A 23,284-nucleotide genomic window follows, 5' to 3' on the forward strand; every position below is an offset into this window, starting at 1 on the left:
GACACCAAATCCGACAACCGACGGTCAGAGACCGGCTTCACCCACCCTGTACGCGCCATACCCACAACGTAACACGGAGATGCTTAACTGAACGGTATTGAGGCTAAGAGACCCTGTAGGGGAAGTGTTAAGGACCGGGTTGCGGGCCATCGTTCTCATGACCGCTGACACGCGCCGCGACGGGCCCGCCAACCAAGGCCATAGCTGGCCGCCAGCGTCTCGCTCGCGGGTTGGACCACCGATCTCACCCGGTCCAGCGCCTCTATCGCAACACAGGATGCATGTGCAAGAATCTGCATATGAATGCAGATAAGAAGACGTGCACGCTTGATTCGGATGGGGAGTACGTCGAGCTGGCCGTGGAGGTCTTCGCCATGCTCGCCGACGCTACGCGAATTCGCATCATTCTGGCCCTCCGCGACACAGAGCTGTCGGTCAACCAGCTCGCCGAGACAGTCGACAAGTCTCAAGCTGCAGTCTCCCAGCACCTCGCGAAGCTCCGGCTCGGGCGCATCGTGGCGACCCGCCGCGAGGGCACGCGGGTGTTCTACCGTCTGGCCAATGAGCATGCCCGCCAGCTCGTTGCGGATGCGATTTTCCAGGCCGAGCATGCCGTCGAGGGCACACCGGCACACCACCGGCATCCGCTTGAACGGGCTACCGAAGCAGTCGACGGGAGCGCTCATGCTTGAGGTTCTGCGAAACCGCACGTACCGCCGATTGTTCAGCGCGCAAATTGTGGCGCTGATCGGTACCGGACTGCTCACCGTGGCATTGGGCCTGCTCGCCTTCGACCTGGCCGGCGGCGATGCCGGCATCGTGCTCGGCATCGCGCTGACCATCAAAATGCTCGCCTATGTCGGTATCGCCCCGGTGATCTCCGCCCTGACGGCGCACGTGCCGCGCAAGATGCTGCTGGTGTCAGCTGATGTGCTGCGCGCCATCGTCGCGCTCTCGCTGCCGTTCGTCACCGAGGCCTGGCAGATCTACGTGCTCATCTTCGTGCTGCAAGCCGCCTCCGCAACCTTCACCCCGGCATTCCAAGCGCTGATTCCGGCTGTGCTTCCGGATGAAGGTGAATACACCCGGGCATTGTCGCTGTCGCGACTGGCTTACGACCTCGAATCGCTTCTGAGCCCCATCCTGGCCGCCGCCCTGTTGACCGTGATCAGTTACCATTCTCTCTTCGTGGGGACTGTCGTCGGATTCGTGGGTTCTGCGCTGCTCGTGCTCACAGCCACCCTGCCTACGCACCGGGTCGCCACTCCAACACCATTTCTGGACCGCCTCACCCGCGGCGTACGCGTCTTCTGGCGCACACCGGAATTGCGCGCGCTGCTCGCCATGAACATGGTCGTCGCGACGTCAACCGGCATGGTCATTGTGAACACCGTCGTACTCGTGCAAAGCCACTTCGGCCGCGCTCAGTCTGACTTCGCCCTCGCTCTGGCCTGCTACGGATTCGGGTCCATGCTCGTCGCGCTCGCGCTTCCACGGGTACTCGAGCGCTTTGACGACCGAAACGTCATGCTGCTCGGCTGTGCGGTGCTACCCGTCGGGCTTCTATCCCTAGCCGGCATTGTTGTCGCGCCGGCAACACCTTTAACTTGGTCTGGCCTCCTCGTGATCTGGTTCGTGCTCGGTGCCGCGACCTCGTCTATCCTGACGCCGTCGGCACGGCTGTTGCGCCGCTCGTCCGACGAAACGAATCGGCCGGCCGTCTTTGCCGCACAGTTCTCCCTCTCGCACGCCTGCTTCATCGTCACCTATCCTCTCGCCGGGATACTCGGTGCCGTGCTCGGTCTAGCACCGACTGCAGGGGTGCTCGCCGGCATAGGGATACTCGCCGGCCTTATTGCGCTTCGGACGTGGACCGCTCCGACGACACCTCTGGCACAGGTGGAATCAACGGTGGCTGCCTGAAGCGTTGCCCGTGCCGTCCGCAGAAAGCGCCGTCACCGCCCGCAGTTGTGCGCGCGTGCGACTGGCATTCAGGATTCACAGCGCGCCGTGGGGTATTCTGCGAGGGAAGACATTGGCAGTTCAATCTTGGCTGTAGGTAATGAAGTAGGTGAAATGACACGGGATCGCGCGGCACAACGGATCTCTGCACCCGTCTCTTTGTCGCCTTTCGTCGCCTTGCTCGCTCTCGCCGCGCTGCTTTTCGCCGTTTTCGCCATCCATTCCGAGGCCACCGGGCATGCCATGCATACGCCGCCCGCTGCTTCATCGATTGTGTCTGAGCAACAATCTTCGGTGATGGGAATGGGTGCTGTCATGGCTGCTCCCGTCGTTGCTTCGATCTCGGTGGGGAGCCTGGGCGGGATGCTTGATTGCGCCCTGCTCGCGATGACCTGCGTTCTGCTCCTCACGCTCGTCGCCCTGGTGTTCCTGACTCGGCTTCCGGCCACCTATCGGCGCCTGCTCGACGCCGGCAGCATCCTCCCGAACTCCTGGCGCACCATCGTCCTGCCGGTTCAGCGCCCAAGCCTCACTCTTCTCTCCATCTGTCGCGTTTAGACCGTGATGTAGTTCCGAGCCAGCACGTGGCTTCGGAGCTTTGCCGTGCTTGCGGCCACTCGGTTTCTACTGCCTACGACGAATGGATGAACAATGTTTAAACCACGAACTTTTCTGTATGCGGCTGTGGCCCTCGCGGCCACTCTCACCCTCAGCTCATGCGCTGGCGGCAGTCCCGCCACCGATTCAGCAGCCCCCTCCGCCAGTCAAAGCACAGCGGCGTTTAATTCCGCCGACGTGACCTTTGCGCAGATGATGATCCCCCATCACGAGCAGGCCGTTCAAATGAGCGATGACCTCCTTGCCAAGGACGGTATTGATGAAAGCGTGATCGACCTCGCGACGGAGATCAAGGCCGCTCAGGAACCGGAGATCACGCAGCTGAAAGACTGGTTGACGGCATGGGGCGAGGATGAAAACGGCATGTCGGGCATGGGCGGCATGGGCGGCGGCTCTGACGGGATGATGTCCGACGACGACATGATGGCTCTGCAGGATGCCTCTGGGGTAGAGGCCAGCACCCTGTTCCTGGAACAAATGACGGTGCATCATGAAGGCGCTGTCGCAATGGCGCAGCTCGAAATTGATGATGGGGAGAATGCGGATGCACAGGCGATGGCCGCCAACATCGTCAAGACGCAGACTGCCGAAATCGACGAAATGGCTAAGCTTCTCGCTTCGCTCTAGAGCGGCACGTCCGGCGGGTCCTTCTCTGGAGGACCCGCCGGTGGAACCCACCGTTCGTTTTCTGAATGACCTGCAAGGACACAAGTATGCATTGCCGTCAAATTCTTTCTCTGCTGCGCGTCGCGGGGACGGTACTACGTGGATAACACCGGTCACGTCGCCACAGCGCCCCGCCTTCCCGGCGCCATTCCACCAATGTCACGACGCGATTTGCGCGCCATGGAGAGCATGCTGCGCGCGGGTCGCTCTGACCCCTGGAAAACTGCGCCAGCGGCGAAAGTTGTACCCCGTTCGATCCCGCTGCGCCAGCGCGCTGCGGCCGGAAGCGCCATGGCGATGATCGCTCTCTTCGCAATCAGCACGTCCCTGCCCGCGCTGGCGGTCAATACAGAATCACCGCAAGCCGCTGCTGCGAGCGCCGCCCCGGCGGACGAGCTACAAAGCCTCAGTGCGGAAGGGACGGCATCCGTTCTTATTGAACGTGACGGATACACCATTACGGAAGCACCCGAACCGGCCTCGTACACCCAAGTCGCCAGCAATGGGGAATGGGCCAGCTTAAGTCCGGGCCAGCTCAGCGACCAAGGCTGGGCTCTACCAGTTCTGGGCCGAATATCGAGCCCCTTCGGTTCTCGCCCGAACAAACCCGTTGATGGTGTCGGCGACTTCCACAACGGAACCGACATAGCCGCACCCTGCGGCCAGCCCGTCTTCGCGGCCACCGGAGGCAAAGTTGTCACCTCGGGCTATCAGGGTTCCTATGGCAACTGGATTCTCATCGACCACGGCAACGGCGTCGAGACGGGATATGCCCACAACAGTCAGCTCCTCGTCGACGCCGGTCAACTGGTCGTGGCCGGTGAAATCATCGCGATCGTGGGATCAACAGGTGCATCCAGCGGCTGCCACGTGCACTTCGAAACCCGCGTCGACGGTGAACGCATCGACGCGGAAATATTCATGAGCACCCGAGGGGTGTCACTTGGCTAGGCGCAGGGCTGGCGCTCGGTTCGCTCTCGGAGCAGTGACGGTTCTGTCGCTCCTTCTGGTCGCGGTGCCTGCCGGCGCAGCCGAGTACCCGAGCTGGTCCGATGTGGAAACCGCACGTTCGTCCGAAGCTGGTAAACAAGCGCAGGTCACGGAGTTGACCGGGCTGATCGCAGGCCTCACCGCCGAAGTGGATGCTGCGCGTGCCGAAGCATCTCGTCGCGCGGCCAGCTACGAGGCCGCGCAAAACGCATTCGACGATGCGACCTTGCGAGCAACGAATTTGCGGGACCAGGCCAACGCGGCTTCGGCCGCCGCCGCCATCTCGGGCGAACAGGCCGGACGGCTGGCGGCCATGCTCGCTCGGTCGGGAAACAGCGACCTGTCGTTGTCGCTGTTTTTAGACGGGCCCAGCGCCAGCGACCTTTTGAATCAGCTTGGCTCCATGAGCAAGCTGACCGAGCGGATGAGCGTGGTCTATGAGTCCGCCGCCGCCGACGAAAACTCCGCCAGATCGCTCACGGATCAGGCCCAGATCGCACAGCAGACGCTCGGCGCGCTAGCCAAGACGGCTGAAACCGCGTTGGCCGACGCGATGGCCGCGAGCATCCGGGTGGAGACGGCACTGGCCGACCAGCAGGAAATTGCCGCAACTCTACAGGCGCAGCTAGCAGTTCTGACCGAGGATCGCGCCGCGACGGAAGCCGACTACGCTGCGGGCGAAGAAATCCGACGGGCAGCCGAAGCTGCCGCCGCGAAAGCGCGCGCCGCCCAGGCTGCTGCGGCCGCCGCTTCGGCGGCCGCAGCAGCGAGCAGGCCTGCGGGCGGCAGCAGCACGCCCAACGGACAGGGCTGGACCTTACCCGTGTCAGGCTGGATTAGCTCAGCGTATGGGGCTCGACCCAATAAACCAGTGGCGGGAGTCGGTGCGTTCCACTATGGAACCGACATAGCCGCGGGCTGCGGGCAGAACGTGTCGGCAGCATCCGCTGGAACAGTCAGCTACGCCGGCTGGCTGGGCTCCTACGGCAACTGGGTCCTCATCGACCACGGTGACGGAACCCAAACCGGTTACGCGCACAACAGCTCCCTGCTCGTCAGCACCGGGCAACAGGTTTCCGCAGGCGCCACCATCGCTCTCGTCGGAACGACGGGTGCGTCCAGCGGCTGTCACGTGCACTTTGAAACACGCGTCAATGGTGCCCGCGTCAATCCACAACCCTTCATGAGCACTCGCGGAGTCACTCTTGGTTAAATTCAACCGATCACAATGCCGAATGCCGGCCCTGTCGGTATCGCTCGTCGGCCTGATCATCCTTACGGGGTGTTCCACCAATAATCTGGATTCGACGCCCAGCACCAACTCGACGGCGAACGCTGTCGAGCACGTGCATGGCCTCGGCGCCGATCCCCTGACCGGAGACACCTACGCGGCCACCCACCAGGGAGTGTGGCTCATTCCGACCGGCATGCTGCCTGACACTTATCTGGCCGGAGCGCCACGAGCCGACACGACCCAGCCGATACAGATCGCCGGCCTTGCACAGGACACGATGGGTTTCACCGTGGCCGCGCCCGGGCAGTTGTTGGCGTCTGGTCACCCAGATCCAAGCGAACCCAGCGACCTGGCGCTCCCCAACCTGGGGCTCATCTCCAGCACGGACGGCGCCTCATCCTGGACGGCCCTGTCGCTGGCGGGCAAGACTGATTTTCACGATCTGGATGCCGTCCCCCTCGACGACGGCACCCTGCGCGTCTACGGGTACGACGCGGGCGCCGGGAACATTTCTATCAGTGACGACTCCGGCCTCACCTGGACAGCGGGAGCGAACCTTGCACTCCGCGACCTGAGCGCGGATCCGTCTCAGGCCGAACGGCTCTACGCCACGACCGCCGAAGGCGTCATGCTGAGCACCGACGTGGGTCGCACCTTCAGCGCGATGCCTGGCGCCCCCGTGCTGCTCCTGCTGGACACCGTCGACGCCAACGCAGGCGGAGGATTGGTCGGTCTGGATCCCAGCGGCGCAGTTTGGCGCCTGGACGGCGAGACGTGGACGCAAACCGGAACGACCGGACGTGCCCCCGAAGCGTTCGCCGTCGTCGGCGGCTCCTCGCCCTGGATCCTCGTCGCAGACGTCACCGGCATCGCCGCCAGCGACGACTTCGGGAAAACCTGGACCGCGCTGGTATCGCTGTCCAGTTAGCATGCGCAGCACCGTGCGCGTTCGGATCACATTCGACGATTTCAAACGCAAGCACGTGCCGGTTCCACTCGGCCTTGTGCGAAACGGTCACTCCGTGCGGAGCATCCTCCGCATTTTAAGAGCGGATGCCGAATTGCCACGGCTCGCACCCACCTCCCCCACGGTACTCTGGACTTCATTGCCGGTGCCCTTCACGTGGGCGCCCCCAGCCAAGGAGAACCACATGTCGGTCGGCCTGCTTGCCGTCGTCGATGACATACTCACCGCCGCACTCAAAGCGAGCGCGAAGACTGCCGGTGTCGTCATCGACGACGCAGCCGTCACCCCGCAATATGTTCAGGGGCTATCGCCCGCGCGCGAGCTGCACGTCGTCTGGCGCATCGCCCTCGGCAGTCTGTTCAACAAGTTCGTCATCATCATCCCGCTCGCGTTGCTCCTGTCCGCATTCGCGCCCTGGGTGTTGCCCTGGCTGCTCATCCTCGGCGGCACCTACCTGTGCTTCGAGGGCGCGGAGAAAGTCACCGAATGGTTCGGCGCGCATCACGCCACCGACGAGACCGAATCACGGGATGAGCGCAAACTCATTTTCGGCGCCATTCGCACCGACCTCATCCTCAGCACCGAGATCATGCTGATCGCGCTGGCCAGCCTCGACCCCGATTTCGGCATCTGGATGACGCTCGGCGCGTTGGTGGTGATCGGCCTCGGCATGACCGTGCTCGTCTACGGCGCGGTCGCGCTCTTAGTTAAGATCGACGACATCGGCCTGTCACTGATGAAAAACCCCGCACGGCGGGTACGACGCACCGGCGCGCGCATCGTGGCCTCCATGCCCGCTGTGTTCCGAATGATCGGAATCATCGGTACGGTCGCAATGCTGTGGGTTGGCGGCCATTTGGTGATCGTCAACCTCGCCGAGACTTTCTGGCACGGCCCCTATGACGTCTTGCACACCGTCACGAACGTCATCGTAGCTGCCGGCCCCATCGTCGTCTGGGTCACCGACACCGCGATGTCGGCCGTGTTCGGCCTGATCCTTGGCCTGATCATCGTCGGGATCGTGTTCAAAATATCGGGCATGCTCAAGCGAAACAGGCCAGACGTCGTCGCGGAGGAACACCCAGCGCCGCGTGTCTAGGTGACGCGTCAACGTAGTTGCCTGCCTCACCTCAGAAACGGATGCCCGCCGGCGGCGGTCGTGGCCCCGCCTCCGGTCCGGCAACGTCGTCCCCAAACTGGGCTGCCATGGCGTGAGGAATACCTCCCACACCACACGGTTACACAAAATAATGACTATTTCACCCGAGCCCCACACCCGCACCGCCCTCGTCGTCGGAGCTTCCGGCATCACCGGATCCGCCGTCGTCGACCAGCTCTCCGCCCAGGGCTGGCAGGTTCTCGCCCTGGCCCGCCGCGTCGGCCGTGACCTGCCCGGCGTGCGCTGGATCCAAGCCGACCTGCGGTCCCCCGCCGACCTGAAGCGCGCACTGGCCGACGAGAACCCCGAACAGGTCTTCTTCACCGCCTGGTCACGTCAGGACACCGAGGAACTCAACATCGAGGTGAACGCCGGCATGGTGCGCGACCTCCTCGCCGCACTCGCCCACGCGCCGGTGCGCCACGTCGCCCTCGTCACCGGGCTCAAGCACTACCTCGGCCCGTTCGAGGCCTACGGACAGGGCACTATGCCCGACACCCCCTTTCATGAAGACGAACCGCGCCTCAACGTGGCGAACTTCTACTACGCGCAGGAAGACGAGCTGTTCGCGGCATCCGCTCGCCAAGGGTTTACCTGGTCGGTGCACCGCTCGCACACCGTGATCGGCCATGCCGTCGGCAACCTCATGAACATGGGACTCACCCTCGCCGCGCAGGCATCCCTGTGCAAGCACCTCAGCATTCCCTTTGTGTTCCCCGGCAGCGAGACCCAGTGGAACGGCGTCACCGACATGACCGACGCGACCATCCTCGCCGAGCAGATGGTGTGGGCCGCGACAACGGATGCCGGCGCCAACGAAGCATTCAACGTGGTCAACGGCGATGTCTTTCGCTGGCGCGCGATGTGGCCGAAGATCGCCGCCTACTTTGACGTCGATCCGGAAGGTTTCGTGAACGAGCCGCGTCCCCTCGAGGTGCAAATGGCCGGCATGGAGCCGGTCTGGGCCGACGTCGCCACCGCACACGGCCTCGTCGAGTCCGATCTGGGGCGCATCGCGTCCTGGTGGCACACCGACGCCGACCTCGGCCGCACCATCGAAGTGTTCACCGACATCACCAAGAGCCGCCTCGCAGGCTTCACCCCGCACCACCGCACGATCGACTCCTTCACATCCCTATTCGACCGCTATCGTGCCGAGAAGCTCATACCTGGCTCCGCAGCCTGATCTCTCGCGGGGAATAGGTCGATCGACTTTCGCGGTCGTTGTGGGCCTTGAAGTCGGCGCCTCCTCCGGTTGGTGCCTCGAACTCTGGTCGTGCAATCAGTCATCAGCGTCTCTTGCGCACTCTGATCGATCAATGTGTGGTGTTGCTCGACGCCACCGCGGCGGGCCTTCTACTGGCTGATTCAAACGGCAACCTGCAGGTCTGCAGCTACGAGTAAGGAGAGCCACCTCGTGGAGGTACTCCACCACCAGGCCGGGGCAGGTCCTTGCGTCGACGCCTATCGGTCCGGCGCGGTCGTCACGCTGAGCAATATTGCGGCGGACGGATGTCGGTACCCCAATTTTCAGGCGGCACTGTCGCTGGGTTTCCACTCCGTGGATGCCATCCCCCTGCGCTTTCGTCCCAACACCATCGGAGCACTGAATCTGTTTCGAACGCGAATAGGCGCCCTGAGTAGTGAAGACTCCACAATCGGGCAGGCACTGGCAGACGTCGCGACCATCAGTCTCCTTCACGAACGCTCGGCTCGAAAAAATGCCACGGTGAATGCGCAATTGCAGCGTGCACTCACCAGCCGGGTTTTCATCGAGCCGGCCAAAGGCGTCATCGCTGCCCGCAACAACATCCATATGGATGAAGCCTTCAAGCGCCTCCGCGAGCATGCCCGTGCGCACCAGGAGCCGATGCACCGGAGTGCCACAAACGTGATCAACACCGTCGTGATGATCTAGAGGAATCAAGTCCTGAGATCGGCTAGCCGACGCGGGCTTTTCACGTGTCAGTGACGGGCGCTCCTGGGTTCAGCTACTTCGCCAGGAACACGAGCAGCTGCCGGGTCCATTCGTCCTCGTNTTCGCCAGGAACACGAGCAGCTGCCGGGTCCATTCGTCCTCGTGGGCTCGTGGGCTCGTGGGCTCGTGGGAGCGTGGGAGCGTGGGAGCGTGCGGCCGTGGAGCAGGCACGATCACTGGGGGCGCGGGTGCTCGAAGGCTACCCGGTGGATGTGACGGCGAAGGCCACGGTGTCGGCGGCGGAGCTCTACCAAGGGTCACTCTCGCTGTTCGAGGCGGCCGGGTTCGAGGTGGTGTCGCGTTTGTCAGCGAGGCGCGCAGTGCTGCGGCTGGCCTGCGGTGATCGGGCGGGACCAGGACCGGGTCCGCCGCGGCGCGGCGCCTGACTCGGCGCGCTGGATATGCAAAAAAGCGGGCCCCGCGTGCTGCGCACGTGGGGCCCGCCTGGTTTCCTGCGAGGGAATTCTTGGTAGGAGCTAGCTGGGTGGGGAGTGCCGCGGCTTAGGCACCCTTGCGGATGGTGACGGCGGTGCCGTCGGTGAAGAAGTTGCGGGCGTGGTCGATGATGGTCGTGGTCGACGAGATGATGCCGCAGTTGAAGTTGTCGGTGTCACGGCCGAACGTGTTGTCCTTGATGACGGTGCCGACCAGGGGGCCGTAGGTCTTCTGGGCGATGTTCACCGTGCAGTGTCCGCCGTCGGCGTAGTTGTTGGTGAAGCTGAAGTTGGAGACCTTTCCGCGGTCCTGGGTGACCTGCACGGCGGCGCTGTAAGCGCCCGTCAGACGGTTGCCGTTGACCTTGATGTTGTTGCCGACCTGAACCTGGATGCCGTCGTCGTGGCTGGGCGTTCCGCCGTGGTTCGGGTCCTGCGCGTAGTGTGCGTGGTCGTGGATCCAGGAGTTCTGCACGGTCACGTTGCTGCCGGTGATGTGGATGCCGTCGATCACGTTGTGAATGTTCAGGCGGGTCGCGGTGAGGTTATAACCGTAGATCCCGTGGTTATTGTTCGACATGACGGTGGGAAAGATTTCAGTGTCGGTCACGACCAGGTTACTGAAGCCACCCAGGTTGTTGATGAGTACGCCGGGCTTGTCGGCACGACCACGAATGATCGAGTTCTTGATCGTGACGTTGGCGGCGTTGATCTTGACCAGACCGCGAATATCGAGGCCGTTGAGCACGGTACCGGGGACGGTGACGGTGATGTCACCGTTGACGACCTTGAGCACGGTACCGGCGGGAACACCGGTATTTGTGCCATTCAGCATAGTACCGGTGGGCACCGCGGTCGGAGCCGGTGCCGGAGTGGGCGCAGGTACCGGGGCAGGTGCGGGAGCCGGGGCGGGAGCGGGAGCCGGAGTCGGTGCGGGAGCCGGAGTCGGTGCCGGAACGACCTTCTTGGTGTAGCCGACGACGGTCATCTCGACCTTGACGTTGGCGACGCTGCTGGCGACGACAATGGTTCCGTCTGACTTGCTGGTGACCGGAACCGTGTAGGTGCGCTCGGGGCCATCACCGACCGGAGCGGTGAAGTAGTAGCGCTGCGTGTACTCCGGGCCGACCAGAACCTTGATGTCCGTGCGGGCGGCAGCGGTGGTATCGAACATGACGTCAACGGAAGCGGCGTCGGCCGGAATGGTACCGAGGTCGCTCGAGACCTTGCTACCGGCCGGCACGGCGACCGTGACGGTGTTGACGGCGGCGCTGGCCGGCACAACGGCGACGCCGCTGAACGCGACGGCGAAGGCGCCGGCCGCGGCAATGAGGGCGAGTCGGCGAGAAGGTCGAGGGGTAGAACGCGAAGCGAAAGCAGTGGAGGACATGGTTCACATTTCGTCTAGTGCACAGAATCGGGAGGTGCGAGTGAGAGGCTGTAGGAGGCCTTGATGAGTAAGATGAGCATTACCCACAATGGGCAATGCTACAAGCGATCACATCACTTTCTCAGTTTCACCCCTCGTTCAGGGGTAGACACTTTGCAAAATTTGGACAGAAAAAAGCGGCCGGACCTGCGTTAACAGGTCCGGCCGCATCCGTTTAAGGATTTTTGAGAATTACCCCTTGGAAATTTTCACCGGGCTGCCGTCGGTGAAGTAGTTACGAGCGAAGTCGATCTTCGTCGAGGTCTGCGCGATGACAGCACAATTATTCAGACTGGTGTCGCGGCCGAACTCGTTGTCGGTGATCGTCGTACCCTGGAGAGGCCCATAGTCCTTTTCGGCGATATTCACGGTGCAGTGCCCGCCGTCAGCGTAGTTGTCCGTGTACGAGAAGTTGGCGACCCGTCCACGGTCCTGCGTGATCTGCACCGCAGCGCTGTACGCATCGGTCAGGCGATTGCCGGTGACGCTGATATTACTGCCGACCTGGATTTGGATCGAGTCGTCGTGACTCGGCGTACCGCCGTGATTCGGGTCGTTCCGGTAGTGCAGGTTGTCGTGGATCCAGCTGTCCTTGATCACGACGTTGCTGCCGGTGACGTGGATTCCGTCGATCACATTGTTGATGTTCAACCGGGTCGCGGTGAAGTTGTAGCCGTAGATGCCCATGGCGTCGGACGACGCGATGGAGGGGCGCAGCTCGGTATCGACAATCACGAGGTTGCTGAAGCCGCCGAGGTTATTGATCAGCGCTCCGATGCCGTTCAATTCGCGACCACGGATGATGGAGTTCTTAATGGTGACGTTCGCGGCCTCAATTTTGACCAGACCACGAATGTCGAGGCCATCGAGCACTGTGCCGGCCTTGGTGACAGTGATGTCATCGTTGTGCACGGTGAGCGCGGTACCGGCAGGAACGCCGGTGTTGGACTTACCGGGCATACCGCCACGCGACGGGGTGGGCTCGGGAGCCGGCGTCGGAGTCGGAGTCGGCTCGGGGGCCGGGGTGGGCTCGGGCGTCGGAGTCGGCTCGGGAGCCGGGGTGGGCTCGGGAGCCGGCGACGGCGACGGCGACGGCTTCGGAGCTGGTGCCAGCACGGGACTGGGCGTGGGCGCGCGACCAGCCTCGCCGCGTTCGAAACCGACGAGGGCGAGATTCAGCGACACTGTCGAGGCGCTACTGCTCGCGGTGATCGTGCCGTCGGTCTTATCCGTCACGGGAACCGTGATGGTGGCCGTAGCGCTCGTGCCGGTCGGAGCGGTGAATGAATAGGTTTGGGTGTTCTCGGGGCCGACAGAAATTTCGACCTGGGTGGGCACTCCATCGTTCGATGTGGAGTATTCCACCTCGATGGAGCTCAGGCCGGTAGGTACATTGCCCAATCGGGTGGTGACACTTTCGCCGGCCGGGACAACGATGGACGGGCTCATCGAGTCGGCAGCGCTTCGGTCGGCACCGCTTCGGTCGGCACCGCCTACTTCGGCGATAGCCGGAACAGCAGCGAGCCCCGAGAGGGCGATCGTCGAGGCAGCAAGTGCCGCCCAAACAGCCAATCGTCGAGCCCGGGGCGAGCTACTTACGGCGAGGTGTTGAGGGGTACCGGTTGAGTTGTGGTCGATTTTGGACGTGCGGGCTTCTTTATATGCCATGGGCTCGTTATGTATATTCCGGGTCGCGCACAAGTTCGGTACGTGCAGGTGGTCGGCTGTTGGGAGCCATTAGGGTAAGACTTGAGCTTGGCTCAGAATATCCGAAGACACAAATCGACCCGGAACATTCCAACTTCATAACGATGCCCGGCGGATACGAAAAATGCGGTCGGACCTGCATAAACAGGCCCGACCGCATCCGTTCAAAAAAAGTTAGCGTTTGCGCTTCTCGCGCACGCGCATGCTGAGGTTGATCGGGCTTCCCTCGAAGCCGTAGATCTCGCGCAGGCGACGCTGAATGTAGCGACGGTAGCCCGGGTCGAGGAACCCGGTGGTGAAGACCACGAACGTCGGCGGGCGGCTCGAGGCCTGGGTGCCGAACAGAATGCGCGGCTGCTTGCCGCTGCGCACGGGGTGCGGGTGGGCTGCGGCAAGCTCGGCGAGGAAGGCGTTGAACTTACCGGTAGCGATGCGGGTGTCCCACGACTCGAGCGCGAGCTCGAGGGCCGGAACCAGCTTCTCCATGTGGCGACCGGTCTTGGCGGAGATGTTCACGCGCGGCGCCCACGCCACGTGGGCCAGGTCCTGCTCGATTTCACGTTCGAGGTAGCGGCGACGGTCGTCGTCGATCTGGTCCCACTTATTGAAGGCGAGCACGAGCGCACGGCCCGACTCGATCACGAGGTCGATGACGCGCACGTCCTGCTCGCTGATGACCTCGGTCACGTCGAGCAGCACGACGGCAACCTCGGCCTTTTCGAGGGCGGCGCTGGTGCGCAGCGAGGCGTAGAAGTCGGCGCCCTGCGAGAGGTGAACACGGCGACGGATGCCGGCGGTATCGACGAAGCGCCACACCTTACCGCCGAGTTCAACCTGCTCGTCCACCGGGTCACGGGTTGTGCCGGCGAGCTCGTTGACAACAACGCGCTCCTCCCCCACCACCTTGTTGAGCAGGCTGGACTTTCCGACGTTCGGGCGGCCGAGGATGGCCACGCGGCGCGGGCCGCCGACCTCCTGCTTGGCAACGTTGGAGATTTCGGGCAGAACGAGCAGGATCGCATCGAGCAGGTCGGCAACACCACGACCGTGCAGGGCGGAGACCGGCCAGGGCTGGCCGAGGCCGAGCGACCACAGGCTGGCCGCTTCGGGTTCCTGGCGCACGTCGTCGACCTTGTTGGCAATCAGGAAGACCGGCTTGCCGCTCTTGCGCAGCATGCGCACGACGGCCTCATCGGTCGAGGTCGGGCCCACGTTGGAGTCGACGACGAACATGACGAGGTCGGACAGGTCGATGGCGATCTCGGCCTGAGCGGCGACGGAAGCGTCGATGCCCTTCGCGTCTGGCTCCCAGCCGCCGGTGTCGACGAGGCTGAACTTGCGTTCGTGCCACTCGCCCTTGTAGGCGACCCGGTCGCGCGTGACACCGGGAGTGTCCTCCACAACGGCTTCGCGGCGGCCGAGGATTCGATTCACCAGCGCCGACTTGCCCACGTTCGGGCGGCCGACGATAGCGATCACCGGAACGGCGGGAAGGTACTGGATGGCGTCGGGGTCGTTCGTGACGGCCCGCAGTACGTCGAGGTCTTCCTCGTCGAGGTCGTAGTTGTCGAGGTCCGTGCGCAGCGCGGCGGAACGCCGGGTGGCGAGTTCCTCATCGAGATTGGCGAGTCGTTCCGCCAGCTCGGTATCGAGCGCTGTGCTCGTGTCGTCGTATTCGTTACTCATTCAAAAGTCCGCTTCGTGCGTGTGTGTATGACGTCGATGACCGCTTCAATGGTCTGCTCGAAGTCGAGATGGGTGGAGTCGACGGTTATCACACCGTCTGCTGCGCTCATGAAATCGACAACCTGTGAGTCAGCGCGATCACGCGATCGCAGCTGTTCTGCCACGGTTTCAGCCGACTGGGTCGTTATTTCCGCAGAGCGTCTAGTCATTCTAGCCTCCTCGGATGCCGTGAGTAGAATGCGCACCTCCGCCTCGGGGGCGACGATGGTCGTAATGTCGCGTCCTTCGACCACGACGCCGGGCCGATCCACGTTTGCAGCGAGGCTGCGAAACAACTCGGTGAGAGCACCCCGCACCTCGGGAACGCGGGCGACAGCGCTCACCGCTGCACTGACTTCCGGTGAGCGGATCGCGTCGGTCACGTCGGTCTCCCCCACCGTCACGAAATACTCGTCGGGGTCGGTACCGATCGAGTAGTCGAAGTCTTTCAGGAGCGCGGTGACGGCATCCGCTTGGCTGCTGTCGGTGTTGCGGTCGAGAGCCAGCCAGGCCAGCGCCCGGTAAGCGGCGCCGGTGTCGAGGTAGGCGAAGCCGAGGCGGCGTGCGGCAGCACGGCTCACACTCGACTTGCCGCTGCCGGCCGGTCCGTCGATGGCGACGAGGGTGGGGAGGGCGTGACGTGCCATGCGTTAACCAGCAATCCGCCAGCCGCGGGCGGCCAGCTCTTCGGTGAGGCGAGTGACGGCCTCGGGCAGTACGGAGATTTCGGCGAGGCCGATTTGGGCGCCCGGCGAGTGTTCCAAGCGTAAGTCTTCGAGGTTAACTCCGAGGTCGCCGATGTCGTTGAGCAGGCGCGCGATCTGGCCCGGCTGGTCGTTGACCATGACCACCATCGAGGAGAACCGCCGGTCCTGGCCGTGTTTTCCGGGCAGTCGGGCCACTCCGGCGTTGCCCCCGCCGAGTTCTTCAGCGATCTGACGCTGCGCCCCCGGCTTGGCGGGGTCTTCTAGGGCATCGATGAACCGGTCCAGGTCGTCGCGGTAGGCCAGCAGCACATCGCGCACCGGGCCGGCATTGGCGCCGAGAATCTGCACCCACAAATCGGGGTCGCTCGCTGCGACGCGGGTCACGTCGCGCAGGCCCTGACCGGCGAGGTTCAGCGAGGAGTGCGCGGCACCGGTGAGGCGGCGGGCCATCAAGGTCGAGATGACCTGCGGAACGTGCGAGACCAGGGCGACGCCGAGATCATGTTCCTCGGGCGTCATCTCGACCAAAATAGCGCCGAGGTCGAGGATGAGGTCGTCAATGGCTCCCGCCTGCTGGTAGCTGATCGCGTCGTGTGCGGCAACGACCCAGGGACGGCCGATGAACAAGTCGGCGCGGCCGGAGAGCGGGCCGCCCTTCTCCCGACCGGCCAGCGGATGCGATCCGATGTAGCGGCTGATATCGGCGCCACGCTCGCGCAGCGCGGCCAGTGGGGCAAGCTTGACGCTTGCGACATCCGTCACGATCGCGCCGGGGTACGCCTGGAGTTCGCGGGCGACGATGTCGGCGGTGACGTCGGGCGGCACGCAGACCACGATCAACTGCGGCTCGTCGTCTGGCTGGGCGGCCCGGCCGGCGCCGTAATCGATCGCGATGCGCAGGTTGGTCGGCGAGGCATCGCTAAGGATCGTTTCGATCTTGCGGTTACGCAGGCCGAGGCCGACGCTGGTTCCGAGCAGACCGACGCCGACGATGCGCACCGGCCCGACGAGGCGGCTTTCAGCCATGGATTTCAGTCCTTAGTTCGCGCGGAGTTAGTTAGCATCAGGGCGCGCGCTCGGCGCCTGGCGGGACACTGTGAGCAGCTGGCCCAGTTCTTCGCGGGTGAGTTCCCGCACGGCGCCCTGCTGCAGGGTGCCGAGGTTCAGCGGCCCGAACTGGCGACGCACCAGATCAACCACGGGGTGACCGACGGCGTCGAGCATCCGTCGCACGATGCGGTTACGGCCGGAGTGCAGGGTCAGCTCGACCATGCTGTAGCCGCCGCCGGGAGGGCTCGTCAGAATGCGGGCCTTGTCAGCGTGAATGGGGCCGTCCTCGAGTTCGATGCCGCTCTGCAGCTGGCCGATGGTCTGCGGCGAGACGCGGCCCTCCACCTTGGCGATGTAGGTCTTGGAGACACCGAAGGAGGGGTGGGCGAGCACGTGGGCGAGGTCGCCGTCATTGGTGAGAATGAGCAGGCCGCTGGTCTGGGCATCGAGCCGGCCCACGTTGAACAGGCGTTCATCGAACTGGTCGGTGAACTCGCGCAGGTCGGGGCGGCCGCTCTCGTCCTGCATGGAGGAGACGACGCCGACCGGCTTGTTGAGCATGAGGTACCGGCGGGTGGTGTCGAGCTGCACGGCCACGTTGTCGACGGCGACCTGATCGGTTTCAGGGTGCACGCGGCGACCGAGCTCGGTGACGACCTTGCCGTTCACCCGCACGCGACCGGAGGTGATGAGATCTTCGGAGACGCGGCGGCTGGCGACGCCGGCCGAGGCCAGTACCTTCTGCAGGCGGACGCCGTCGGCGGCGGCCTCCGGGTTGAAGTTGGGGTCGCGGGGCGTCTGGTCCTGGGGGATGTTGTCGGTCAAAGCAGATCCTCGAATCCGTCGGTTCCGCCGTCAAGCAACGGCGATAGGTGGGGTAACTCGTCGAGCGAGTTGATTCCGAGCTGGGTAAGCAGCAAGTCTGTGGTGGCGTAGTTGATCGCGCCGGTTTCACTGTCGGTGAATGCCTCGGTGATCAGGCCGCGCCCGAGCAGGGTGCGCACGACGGAGTCAACGTTGACCGCCCGAATGCTCGCAACCTGGCCGCGGCTGATCGGCTGCTTGTAGGCGATCACGGCGAGCGTCTCAAGGGCCGCCTGGCTGAGCCGGCTGGGATTCTGCGTGAGCACGAAGTCGGTCACGAGTTCGTCGTGGGTGGCGCGCACGTAGATGCGCCAGCCGCCGGCGACCTCGCGCAGCTCAAAGCCGCGACGCACCGTTTGGGTACCGTCGGTGCTGCGCAGGCCGTCGAAATCGGCGACCAGCCGGGCAACGGATGCCGCCACCGCGGCGATGGGCCGCCCGACGGCGGTCGCGAGGTGTACGAGCCCCTGCGGTTCGTCAGCGACCATGAGCACGGCTTCGAGCTGGCGGTCGAGGGAGTGGTCTGCGGCGTTCTGGTCTTGGTCTTTTTCGCTGGCGGCCGGTGAAGCGGATGCTGCAGCATCCGTTTGCGGCGTGCGTGACCGGGTGTCGGTGGTCGGGTTTTCAATTGTCATAGTCGGCTCCGAGCGAGGCGAGGTTTTCGTCGGTCCAGGACTGGGTGCTCCAGCGCAGGGTGAGCTCACCGAGGGGCTCGATTTGGTCAAAGGAGACGGCACCATGGCGGTACAGCTCGAGCACCGCGAGAAAGCGGGCGATAACGACACCCTTCTCATCGGTGCCGGCGATGAGCGCACGAAACGAGACCGGCTCCCCCGGCTGCAGCATGGCGACGACGTAGGCGGCCTGCTCGCGGATGCTCACGAGCGGCGCGTGCAGGTGGTCGAGGCCCACACTGGGCAGCTCGCGCGGGGCGAGGGCGACGGCTGCCAGCGCGGCGAAGTCGGCGAGGGAGAGCGTCCAGACCAGCTCCGGGGTCTTCTGGCGGTACTTCTCTTCGAGGCGCACCGAGCGCACGTGTCGGCGGGTCTCGATCTCGAGCTGCCCGCTGAACCAGGTCGCGGCCTGTTTGAAGGCGCGGTACTGCAGCAGGCGGGCGAACAGCAGGTCGCGGGCTTCGAGCAGGGCGACGTCTTCGGCGTCGACGAGTTCGCCCTGCGGAAGCAGTCCGGCCACCTTGAGATCCAGCAGTGTCGCGGCGACGACCAGAAATTCGGTGGCCTGGTCGAGTTCTTCCGCCGCGTCAAGGCCGCGCAGGTAGGAGATGAACTCGTCGGTGACCTGGCTGAGCGAGATCTCGGTGATGTCGAGTTCGTGCCGGGTGATCAGTTTCAACAGCAGGTCGAACGGACCCTCGAAAACGCCGAGGGCGACCGAAAACGCGGGCTTCTCGGCCGCGCTAGGCGACTGCGCCACGGTGGATCAATTCGCGGGCCACCTGCAGGTAGGCCTTGGCAGCCGCGTGCTCTGGCGCGAAGTCGGTGATGGGTACCCCGGCCACGCTCGCGTCGGGAAATTTGACGGTGCGGCCGATGACGGTTTCGAGCACGCTGTGACCGAAGGCGTCGACGACTCGCTCGAGTACCTCGCGAGAGTGCAGGGTGCGGGAGTCGTACATGGTGGCGAGAATTCCGTCGAGTTCGATCGCCGGGTTGAGGCGGTCGCGCACCTTGTCGATGGTTTCGATGAGCAGGGCGACACCGCGCAGGGCGAAGAATTCGCACTCCAGCGGAATCAGCACGCCGTGGCTCGCGGTGAGCGCGTTCACGGTGAGAATGCCGAGCGACGGCTGGCAGTCGATGAGAATGACGTCGTAGTCGCCGGACACCTTGCGCAGCACGCGGGACAGAATCTGCTCACGGGCGACCTCGTTGACCAGGTGCACCTCGGCGGCAGAGAGGTCGATGTTGGCCGGGATAACGTCGAGTCCCTCGACCGAGGTCGGCTGGATAGCGTCTTTCGGGTCGACCTTGCCGTTGAGCAGCAGATCGTAGATGGTGGTGACGTCGTGCGTGGGCACGCCGAGTCCGGCCGAGAGGGCGCCCTGCGGGTCGAAGTCGATCGCGAGCACGCGGCGGCCGTAGCGGGCCAGGGCAGCACCGAGGTTGATGGTCGTCGTGGTCTTGCCGACGCCACCCTTCTGGTTGCACAGGGAGATGATGCGGGCCGGACCGTGGCTTTTCAACGGCTCCGGTTCGGCGAATTCGTGTTTTTCACGTCCCGTCGGGCCCACCGGTATCTCATCGAAACCGGGAAGCGAAATCCGCTCGCTCAACTTACGCGTCACTGGCCCGCCCTTGATTTGTCCTGCACCCATCACTTGGTCGATTCTAGCGATTAGATCGCCCGGTCTTCGCAAGGATCGCCGCGCACCCCCTGCCACCGCTCGCGAGAGCGCAAAAAGTGCCCGTTTCGACTCGCCATACGGGCACTTTTTGCGCTCTCGCGCAATTATCAGCGGGCTCTTGGGTGGGAGAGGGTGTACATGTCGCGGAGGGTGTCTGCTGTGACCAGGGTGTAGATCTGGGTAGTGGCTACCGAGGAGTGGCCGAGCAGCTCCTGCACGACGCGCACGTCGGCGCCGCCGGCGAGCAGGTGCGTCGCAAAGGAATGCCGCAGGGTGTGCGGGGATACCGGCACGGTCAGTCCGGCTCGTTCGGCAGCCGCGCGAATGATCAGCCAGGCGTTTTGCCGACTCACTCGCTGCCCGCGCAGCCCGAGAAACAGTGCCGGCGTCGACCGTCCGCGCGCCGACAACATCGGCCGTGCCCGAACCAGGTAGTCAGAGACGGCGGCGCGGGCGAAGCTGCCGACCGGAACGATGCGCTGCTTGTCGCCCTTGCCGGTGAGCCGCACGGAGTCGAAGTCTTCGAGGCGTACGTCGTCGACGTTGAGGTCGACCACCTCGCTCACCCGCGCGCCGGTCGCGTACAGCAGTTCGAGCAGGGCTTTGTCGCGCAGGCGCTGCACATCGTCGCCGTCCGTCGCCGCGAGCAGCGCGGCCACCTGCTCGATCGAGATGGCCTTGGGCAGGCGCAGGGCGAGTTTGGGCGGCTTACTGTCGTGCGCGACATCCGTTTCGACCAGGCCCTCACCGAGCAGAAACCGGTGGAATCCACGCACGGTCGAGAGGATGCGCGCGATCGACGCGGCGGTCAGCGGCGACTCCGGACGCAGGCCGAGGTATTGCACAAATGCCGACACGTGGTGCCGGGTGATGGCGCGCAGGTTCGTGATCGGGCGCGCCGGGGCGTCGGCAGCACCCGCACCCGCACCCGCAATGACAGCATCCCCGGCGTCAGAATCGGGCTGGCCGGCCAGCCACGCCGTGTACAGCCCGAGGTCGCGGCGGTAAGCAGCGACGGTGTTCGCGGCGAGACCGCGCTCGACCGCCACGTGCCGCAGATACCCATCTACCGCCGTGGCGATCGTCATGCCTAGGCTGTGACGTGCCGGTTGAGTGGATGCCGCGGCCACGGCAGGTCGGCCGGCGCGAGCGTGCTCCACCCGCGTGACTTGGCCACGTGCGCGGCCAGAATACCCACGATCAGGATCGGGTTCTCGACCCGCCGCGCCATGACGGCGTCGACGCAGTCGTCGAGGGACACCCAGCGCAACTCGATATCCGCTTCTTCTTCGGTGCGTTCAAAGGCGGGAACCGCCGAGACGCCGCGCGCCAGGTAGACCCGGATGGCTTCATTGCTGCCGCCGGGCGAGGTGTAGAACTCGGTGAGCAGCGCCCAGTCGGTGGCGACGACATCCGCTTCTTCGGCGAGCTCGCGCTGGGCACCGATCAGGGCATGCTCGCCGCTCACGTCGAGCAGCCCGGCTGGCAGCTCCCAGCCGCGCAGGCCGGTCGGGTGCCGGTACTGCTTGATCAGCAATACCCGGTCGTGCTCGTCGAGGGCGAGCACGGCCACCGCGCCGGGGTGGTCGAGGTATTCGCGGGTGATGCTCGCGCCGTTGTACTCGAAGCTGTCGCGGCGCACGTTCCAGATGGCGCCGTCGAAGACGACCTCGCTCGCGGTCACCGGAGCCACGTCATCCTGCAGTGGTTCAGGCACTGAGCTCTTCCTTCACCTCGAACAACCGGCTGGCCTGCTGGCGGTCGAGGGCTGCGGCGACCAGGCCGCGAAACAGCGGATGCGCGTGGTTCGGCCTGGACCGCAGCTCCGGGTGGGCCTGGGTTCCGACATAGAACGGGTGCTCGTCGCGCTTGAGCTCGACGTATTCGACCAGGTGACGGTCCGGACTGGTTCCGGAGAACCACAAGCCGGCCAGGGCGATCTGGTCACGGAAGGCGTTGTTGACCTCGTAGCGGTGACGGTGCCGTTCGGACGCGTCATTGGCGCCGTACAGCTCGGCGACGAGGGATCCCTCGGCGAGCGTTGCCGGGTAGAGGCCAAGGCGCATGGTGCCACCGAGGTCGCCGCCGGCGATGATTTCGACCTGCTCTTCCATGGTCGCGATGACCGGAAACTCGGTTTCCGGGTCGAACTCGCTGGAGGAGGCGCCGGGCAGGTCGGCCTTGTTGCGCGCGTATTCGATAACCATGCACTGCAGACCGAGGCACAGTCCGAGCACCGGGATGCCGTTTTCGCGGGCGAATTTGAGGGCGCCGAGCTTGCCCTCGATGCCGCGAATGCCGAAGCCGCCGGGCACGCAAATGCCGTCAAGTTCGCCGAGCAGACGCGCGGCTCCCTCGTCGGTCTCGCAGTCGTCGGAGCCGATCCAGACGATTTTGACCCTGGCCTGGTTGGCGAACCCGCCGGCTCGCAGCGCCTCGGTGACCGAGAGGTAGGCATCCGGCAGGTCGATGTACTTGCCGACCAGGCCGATGGTGACCTCGTGCTTGGGGTGGCGCACTGCTTCGAGCAGGTTCTCCCAGCCGGTCCAGTCGACGCCGTCAGCGACGAGGCCGAGGGCGTTGACGATGTACTTGTCGAGGCCCTGGTCGTGCAACATGGTGGGGATCTCGTAGATCGACGCGACGTCGACGGCGTTGACCACGGCGTCTTCGTCAACGTCGCACATGAGCGCAATTTTGCGCTTGTTCGCCTCGGAGACGGGCCGGTCGCTGCGCAGCACGAGGGCGTCCGGCTGAATTCCAATGGAACGCAGTGTCGCGACGGAGTGCTGGGTGGGCTTGGTCTTCTGCTCGCCGGCCGCGCCGAGGAACGGAACGAGCGAGACGTGCACGAAGAAGACGTTGCCGCGGCCGAGTTCGTGGCGCACCTGACGGGCAGCCTCGAGGAACGGCTGGGACTCGATGTCACCAACGGTTCCACCGACCTCGGTGATGATGACGTCGGGGCGCACCTCATCGCTCGCCTGCAAGCGCATGCGGCGTTTGATCTCGTCGGTGATGTGCGGAATGACCTGCACGGTGTCGCCGAGGTACTCGCCACGGCGTTCCTTGGCGATCACCTGCGAGTAGATCTGCCCGGTCGTCACGTTGGCCGACTGGCCGAGGTTGATGTCGAGAAAACGTTCGTAGTGCCCGATGTCGAGGTCGGTCTCTGCGCCGTCGTCGGTCACGAAGACCTCGCCGTGCTGGAACGGGTTCATCGTTCCCGGGTCGACGTTGAGATACGGGTCAAGCTTCTGCATGACGACCCGCAGGCCGCGTGCCGTGAGTAGGTTTCCGAGGCTGGCCGCCGTCAAGCCCTTACCGAGCGAGGAGACCACACCCCCGGTCACGAAGATGTGCTTGGTTGTGCCGTTTGACCTGCTCGGTCCTGATCTGTCCGCAATTATATTTTCCACCACGGGCTTC

The 23,284-nt window shown here is 64.4% G+C and carries 22 protein-coding genes; 10 read left to right on the plus strand and 12 right to left on the minus strand.

Going from position 1 to position 23,284, the window contains the following annotated elements:
* The first annotated feature begins 299 nt into the window (after positions 1 to 299).
* The 10 genes from E3O45_RS16235 to E3O45_RS16280 all read left to right on the plus strand — a co-directional run bounded on the left by E3O45_RS16235 (position 300) and on the right by E3O45_RS16280 (position 9,514).
* Entirely contained in the window at positions 300 to 692 is a 393-nt protein-coding gene (locus E3O45_RS16235) for a metalloregulator ArsR/SmtB family transcription factor (RefSeq protein WP_134444489.1), read from the plus strand.
* Positions 685 to 1,923 carry an MFS transporter gene (locus tag E3O45_RS16240; RefSeq protein ID WP_134444491.1) on the plus strand — a complete coding sequence of 413 codons (1,239 nt, stop codon included), beginning with the start codon at positions 685 to 687 and terminating at the stop codon, positions 1,921 to 1,923. The genes E3O45_RS16235 and E3O45_RS16240 overlap by 8 nt, the downstream gene beginning before the upstream one ends.
* Before the next feature lie 153 nt (positions 1,924 to 2,076).
* A complete protein-coding gene (locus E3O45_RS16245) occupies positions 2,077 to 2,520 on the plus strand; it encodes a hypothetical protein (RefSeq protein ID WP_134444493.1) in 444 nt (147 codons plus the stop codon).
* 93 nt (positions 2,521 to 2,613) lie between these two features.
* Complete coding sequence (locus tag E3O45_RS16250) at positions 2,614 to 3,207, plus strand: DUF305 domain-containing protein (RefSeq protein ID WP_134444495.1); 594 nt, start codon at positions 2,614 to 2,616, stop codon at positions 3,205 to 3,207.
* A 330-nt stretch (positions 3,208 to 3,537) separates the two neighbouring features.
* On the plus strand, positions 3,538 to 4,197 hold the full coding sequence (locus tag E3O45_RS16255; RefSeq protein ID WP_166789534.1) for a M23 family metallopeptidase: 660 nt from the start codon (positions 3,538 to 3,540) through the stop codon (positions 4,195 to 4,197).
* 34 nt (positions 4,198 to 4,231) lie between these two features.
* The gene (locus tag E3O45_RS16260; RefSeq protein ID WP_134444499.1) at positions 4,232 to 5,449 is read left to right on the plus strand and encodes a M23 family metallopeptidase; all 1,218 of its coding nucleotides are present in this window, start codon (positions 4,232 to 4,234) and stop codon (positions 5,447 to 5,449) included.
* A gap of 22 nt (positions 5,450 to 5,471) precedes the next feature.
* A complete protein-coding gene (locus E3O45_RS16265; protein WP_134444500.1) occupies positions 5,472 to 6,398 on the plus strand; it encodes an exo-alpha-sialidase in 927 nt (308 codons plus the stop codon).
* 223 nt (positions 6,399 to 6,621) lie between these two features.
* Positions 6,622 to 7,536, plus strand: a complete 915-nt coding sequence (locus E3O45_RS16270) for a DUF808 domain-containing protein (RefSeq protein WP_134444502.1) — start codon at positions 6,622 to 6,624, stop codon at positions 7,534 to 7,536.
* Positions 7,537 to 7,687: 151 nt separating this feature from the next.
* A complete protein-coding gene (locus E3O45_RS16275; protein ID WP_134444503.1) occupies positions 7,688 to 8,782 on the plus strand; it encodes an SDR family oxidoreductase in 1,095 nt (364 codons plus the stop codon).
* Between the two features lie 135 nt (positions 8,783 to 8,917).
* A complete protein-coding gene (locus tag E3O45_RS16280) occupies positions 8,918 to 9,514 on the plus strand; it encodes a GAF and ANTAR domain-containing protein (protein ID WP_166789535.1) in 597 nt (198 codons plus the stop codon).
* 561 nt (positions 9,515 to 10,075) lie between these two features.
* Here the strand turns inward: E3O45_RS16280 and E3O45_RS17735 are convergent.
* The 12 genes from E3O45_RS17735 to E3O45_RS16345 form a co-directional block, all read right to left on the minus strand.
* Complete coding sequence (locus E3O45_RS17735; RefSeq protein ID WP_194086940.1) at positions 10,076 to 11,398, minus strand: hypothetical protein; 1,323 nt, start codon at positions 11,396 to 11,398, stop codon at positions 10,076 to 10,078.
* Between the two features lie 231 nt (positions 11,399 to 11,629).
* Positions 11,630 to 13,105 (minus strand): hypothetical protein, encoded by a 1,476-nt coding sequence (locus E3O45_RS17740; protein WP_194086939.1) that lies wholly within the window; start codon positions 13,103 to 13,105, stop codon positions 11,630 to 11,632.
* Positions 13,106 to 13,318: 213 nt separating this feature from the next.
* A complete protein-coding gene (gene der / locus E3O45_RS16300; protein ID WP_092452868.1) occupies positions 13,319 to 14,830 on the minus strand; it encodes a ribosome biogenesis GTPase Der in 1,512 nt (503 codons plus the stop codon).
* Complete coding sequence (cmk, locus tag E3O45_RS16305; protein WP_092452865.1) at positions 14,827 to 15,516, minus strand: (d)CMP kinase; 690 nt, start codon at positions 15,514 to 15,516, stop codon at positions 14,827 to 14,829. The genes der and cmk overlap by 4 nt, the downstream gene beginning before the upstream one ends.
* A gap of 3 nt (positions 15,517 to 15,519) precedes the next feature.
* Positions 15,520 to 16,602, minus strand: coding sequence for a prephenate dehydrogenase (locus E3O45_RS16310; protein WP_134444510.1), 1,083 nt, complete (start codon positions 16,600 to 16,602; stop codon positions 15,520 to 15,522).
* A gap of 27 nt (positions 16,603 to 16,629) precedes the next feature.
* Entirely contained in the window at positions 16,630 to 17,439 is an 810-nt protein-coding gene (locus E3O45_RS16315; protein WP_134444525.1) for a pseudouridine synthase, read from the minus strand.
* Positions 17,440 to 17,447: 8 nt separating this feature from the next.
* A complete protein-coding gene (locus tag E3O45_RS16320; RefSeq protein ID WP_134444512.1) occupies positions 17,448 to 18,125 on the minus strand; it encodes an SMC-Scp complex subunit ScpB in 678 nt (225 codons plus the stop codon).
* A complete protein-coding gene (locus tag E3O45_RS16325; protein WP_134444514.1) occupies positions 18,115 to 18,924 on the minus strand; it encodes a ScpA family protein in 810 nt (269 codons plus the stop codon). The genes E3O45_RS16320 and E3O45_RS16325 overlap by 11 nt, the downstream gene beginning before the upstream one ends.
* A complete protein-coding gene (locus tag E3O45_RS16330) occupies positions 18,908 to 19,795 on the minus strand; it encodes a ParA family protein (RefSeq protein WP_233195351.1) in 888 nt (295 codons plus the stop codon). The genes E3O45_RS16325 and E3O45_RS16330 overlap by 17 nt, the downstream gene beginning before the upstream one ends.
* A 167-nt stretch (positions 19,796 to 19,962) precedes the next feature.
* Complete coding sequence (locus tag E3O45_RS16335; RefSeq protein WP_134444515.1) at positions 19,963 to 20,943, minus strand: site-specific tyrosine recombinase XerD; 981 nt, start codon at positions 20,941 to 20,943, stop codon at positions 19,963 to 19,965.
* Positions 20,944 to 20,945: 2 nt separating this feature from the next.
* Positions 20,946 to 21,572, minus strand: a complete 627-nt coding sequence (locus E3O45_RS16340) for an NUDIX hydrolase (RefSeq protein ID WP_134444517.1) — start codon at positions 21,570 to 21,572, stop codon at positions 20,946 to 20,948.
* A complete protein-coding gene (locus E3O45_RS16345; protein ID WP_174843106.1) occupies positions 21,565 to 23,262 on the minus strand; it encodes a CTP synthase in 1,698 nt (565 codons plus the stop codon). Before E3O45_RS16345 ends, E3O45_RS16340 begins: the two co-directional genes overlap by 8 nt.
* Positions 23,263 to 23,284 lie beyond the last annotated feature (22 nt).

The sequence above is a fragment of the Cryobacterium sp. TMS1-20-1 genome (genome assembly GCF_004402355.1).
GTDB lineage: Bacteria > Actinomycetota > Actinomycetes > Actinomycetales > Microbacteriaceae > Cryobacterium > Cryobacterium levicorallinum.

What these genes read in the sequence shown, in the direction of transcription:
- cmk (WP_092452865.1), bottom strand. Translation starts at nt 15,516, where the DNA reads ATGGCACGTCACGCCCTCCCCACCCTCGTCGCCATCGACGGACCGGCC.
- E3O45_RS17740 (WP_194086939.1), bottom strand. Translation starts at nt 13,105, where the DNA reads ATGGCATATAAAGAAGCCCGCACGTCCAAAATCGACCACAACTCAACC.
- E3O45_RS16320 (WP_134444512.1), bottom strand. Translation starts at nt 18,125, where the DNA reads ATGACAATTGAAAACCCGACCACCGACACCCGGTCACGCACGCCGCAA.
- E3O45_RS16335 (WP_134444515.1), bottom strand. Translation starts at nt 20,943, where the DNA reads ATGACGATCGCCACGGCGGTAGATGGGTATCTGCGGCACGTGGCGGTC.
- E3O45_RS16245 (WP_134444493.1), top strand. Translation starts at nt 2,077, where the DNA reads ATGACACGGGATCGCGCGGCACAACGGATCTCTGCACCCGTCTCTTTG.
- E3O45_RS16235 (WP_134444489.1), top strand. Translation starts at nt 300, where the DNA reads ATGAATGCAGATAAGAAGACGTGCACGCTTGATTCGGATGGGGAGTAC.
- E3O45_RS16240 (WP_134444491.1), top strand. Translation starts at nt 685, where the DNA reads ATGCTTGAGGTTCTGCGAAACCGCACGTACCGCCGATTGTTCAGCGCG.
- E3O45_RS16275 (WP_134444503.1), top strand. Translation starts at nt 7,688, where the DNA reads ATGACTATTTCACCCGAGCCCCACACCCGCACCGCCCTCGTCGTCGGA.
- E3O45_RS17735 (WP_194086940.1), bottom strand. Translation starts at nt 11,398, where the DNA reads ATGTCCTCCACTGCTTTCGCTTCGCGTTCTACCCCTCGACCTTCTCGC.
- E3O45_RS16310 (WP_134444510.1), bottom strand. Translation starts at nt 16,602, where the DNA reads ATGGCTGAAAGCCGCCTCGTCGGGCCGGTGCGCATCGTCGGCGTCGGT.
- E3O45_RS16270 (WP_134444502.1), top strand. Translation starts at nt 6,622, where the DNA reads ATGTCGGTCGGCCTGCTTGCCGTCGTCGATGACATACTCACCGCCGCA.
- der (WP_092452868.1), bottom strand. Translation starts at nt 14,830, where the DNA reads ATGAGTAACGAATACGACGACACGAGCACAGCGCTCGATACCGAGCTG.
- E3O45_RS16265 (WP_134444500.1), top strand. Translation starts at nt 5,472, where the DNA reads ATGCCGGCCCTGTCGGTATCGCTCGTCGGCCTGATCATCCTTACGGGG.
- E3O45_RS16255 (WP_166789534.1), top strand. Translation starts at nt 3,538, where the DNA reads ATGGCGATGATCGCTCTCTTCGCAATCAGCACGTCCCTGCCCGCGCTG.
- E3O45_RS16250 (WP_134444495.1), top strand. Translation starts at nt 2,614, where the DNA reads ATGTTTAAACCACGAACTTTTCTGTATGCGGCTGTGGCCCTCGCGGCC.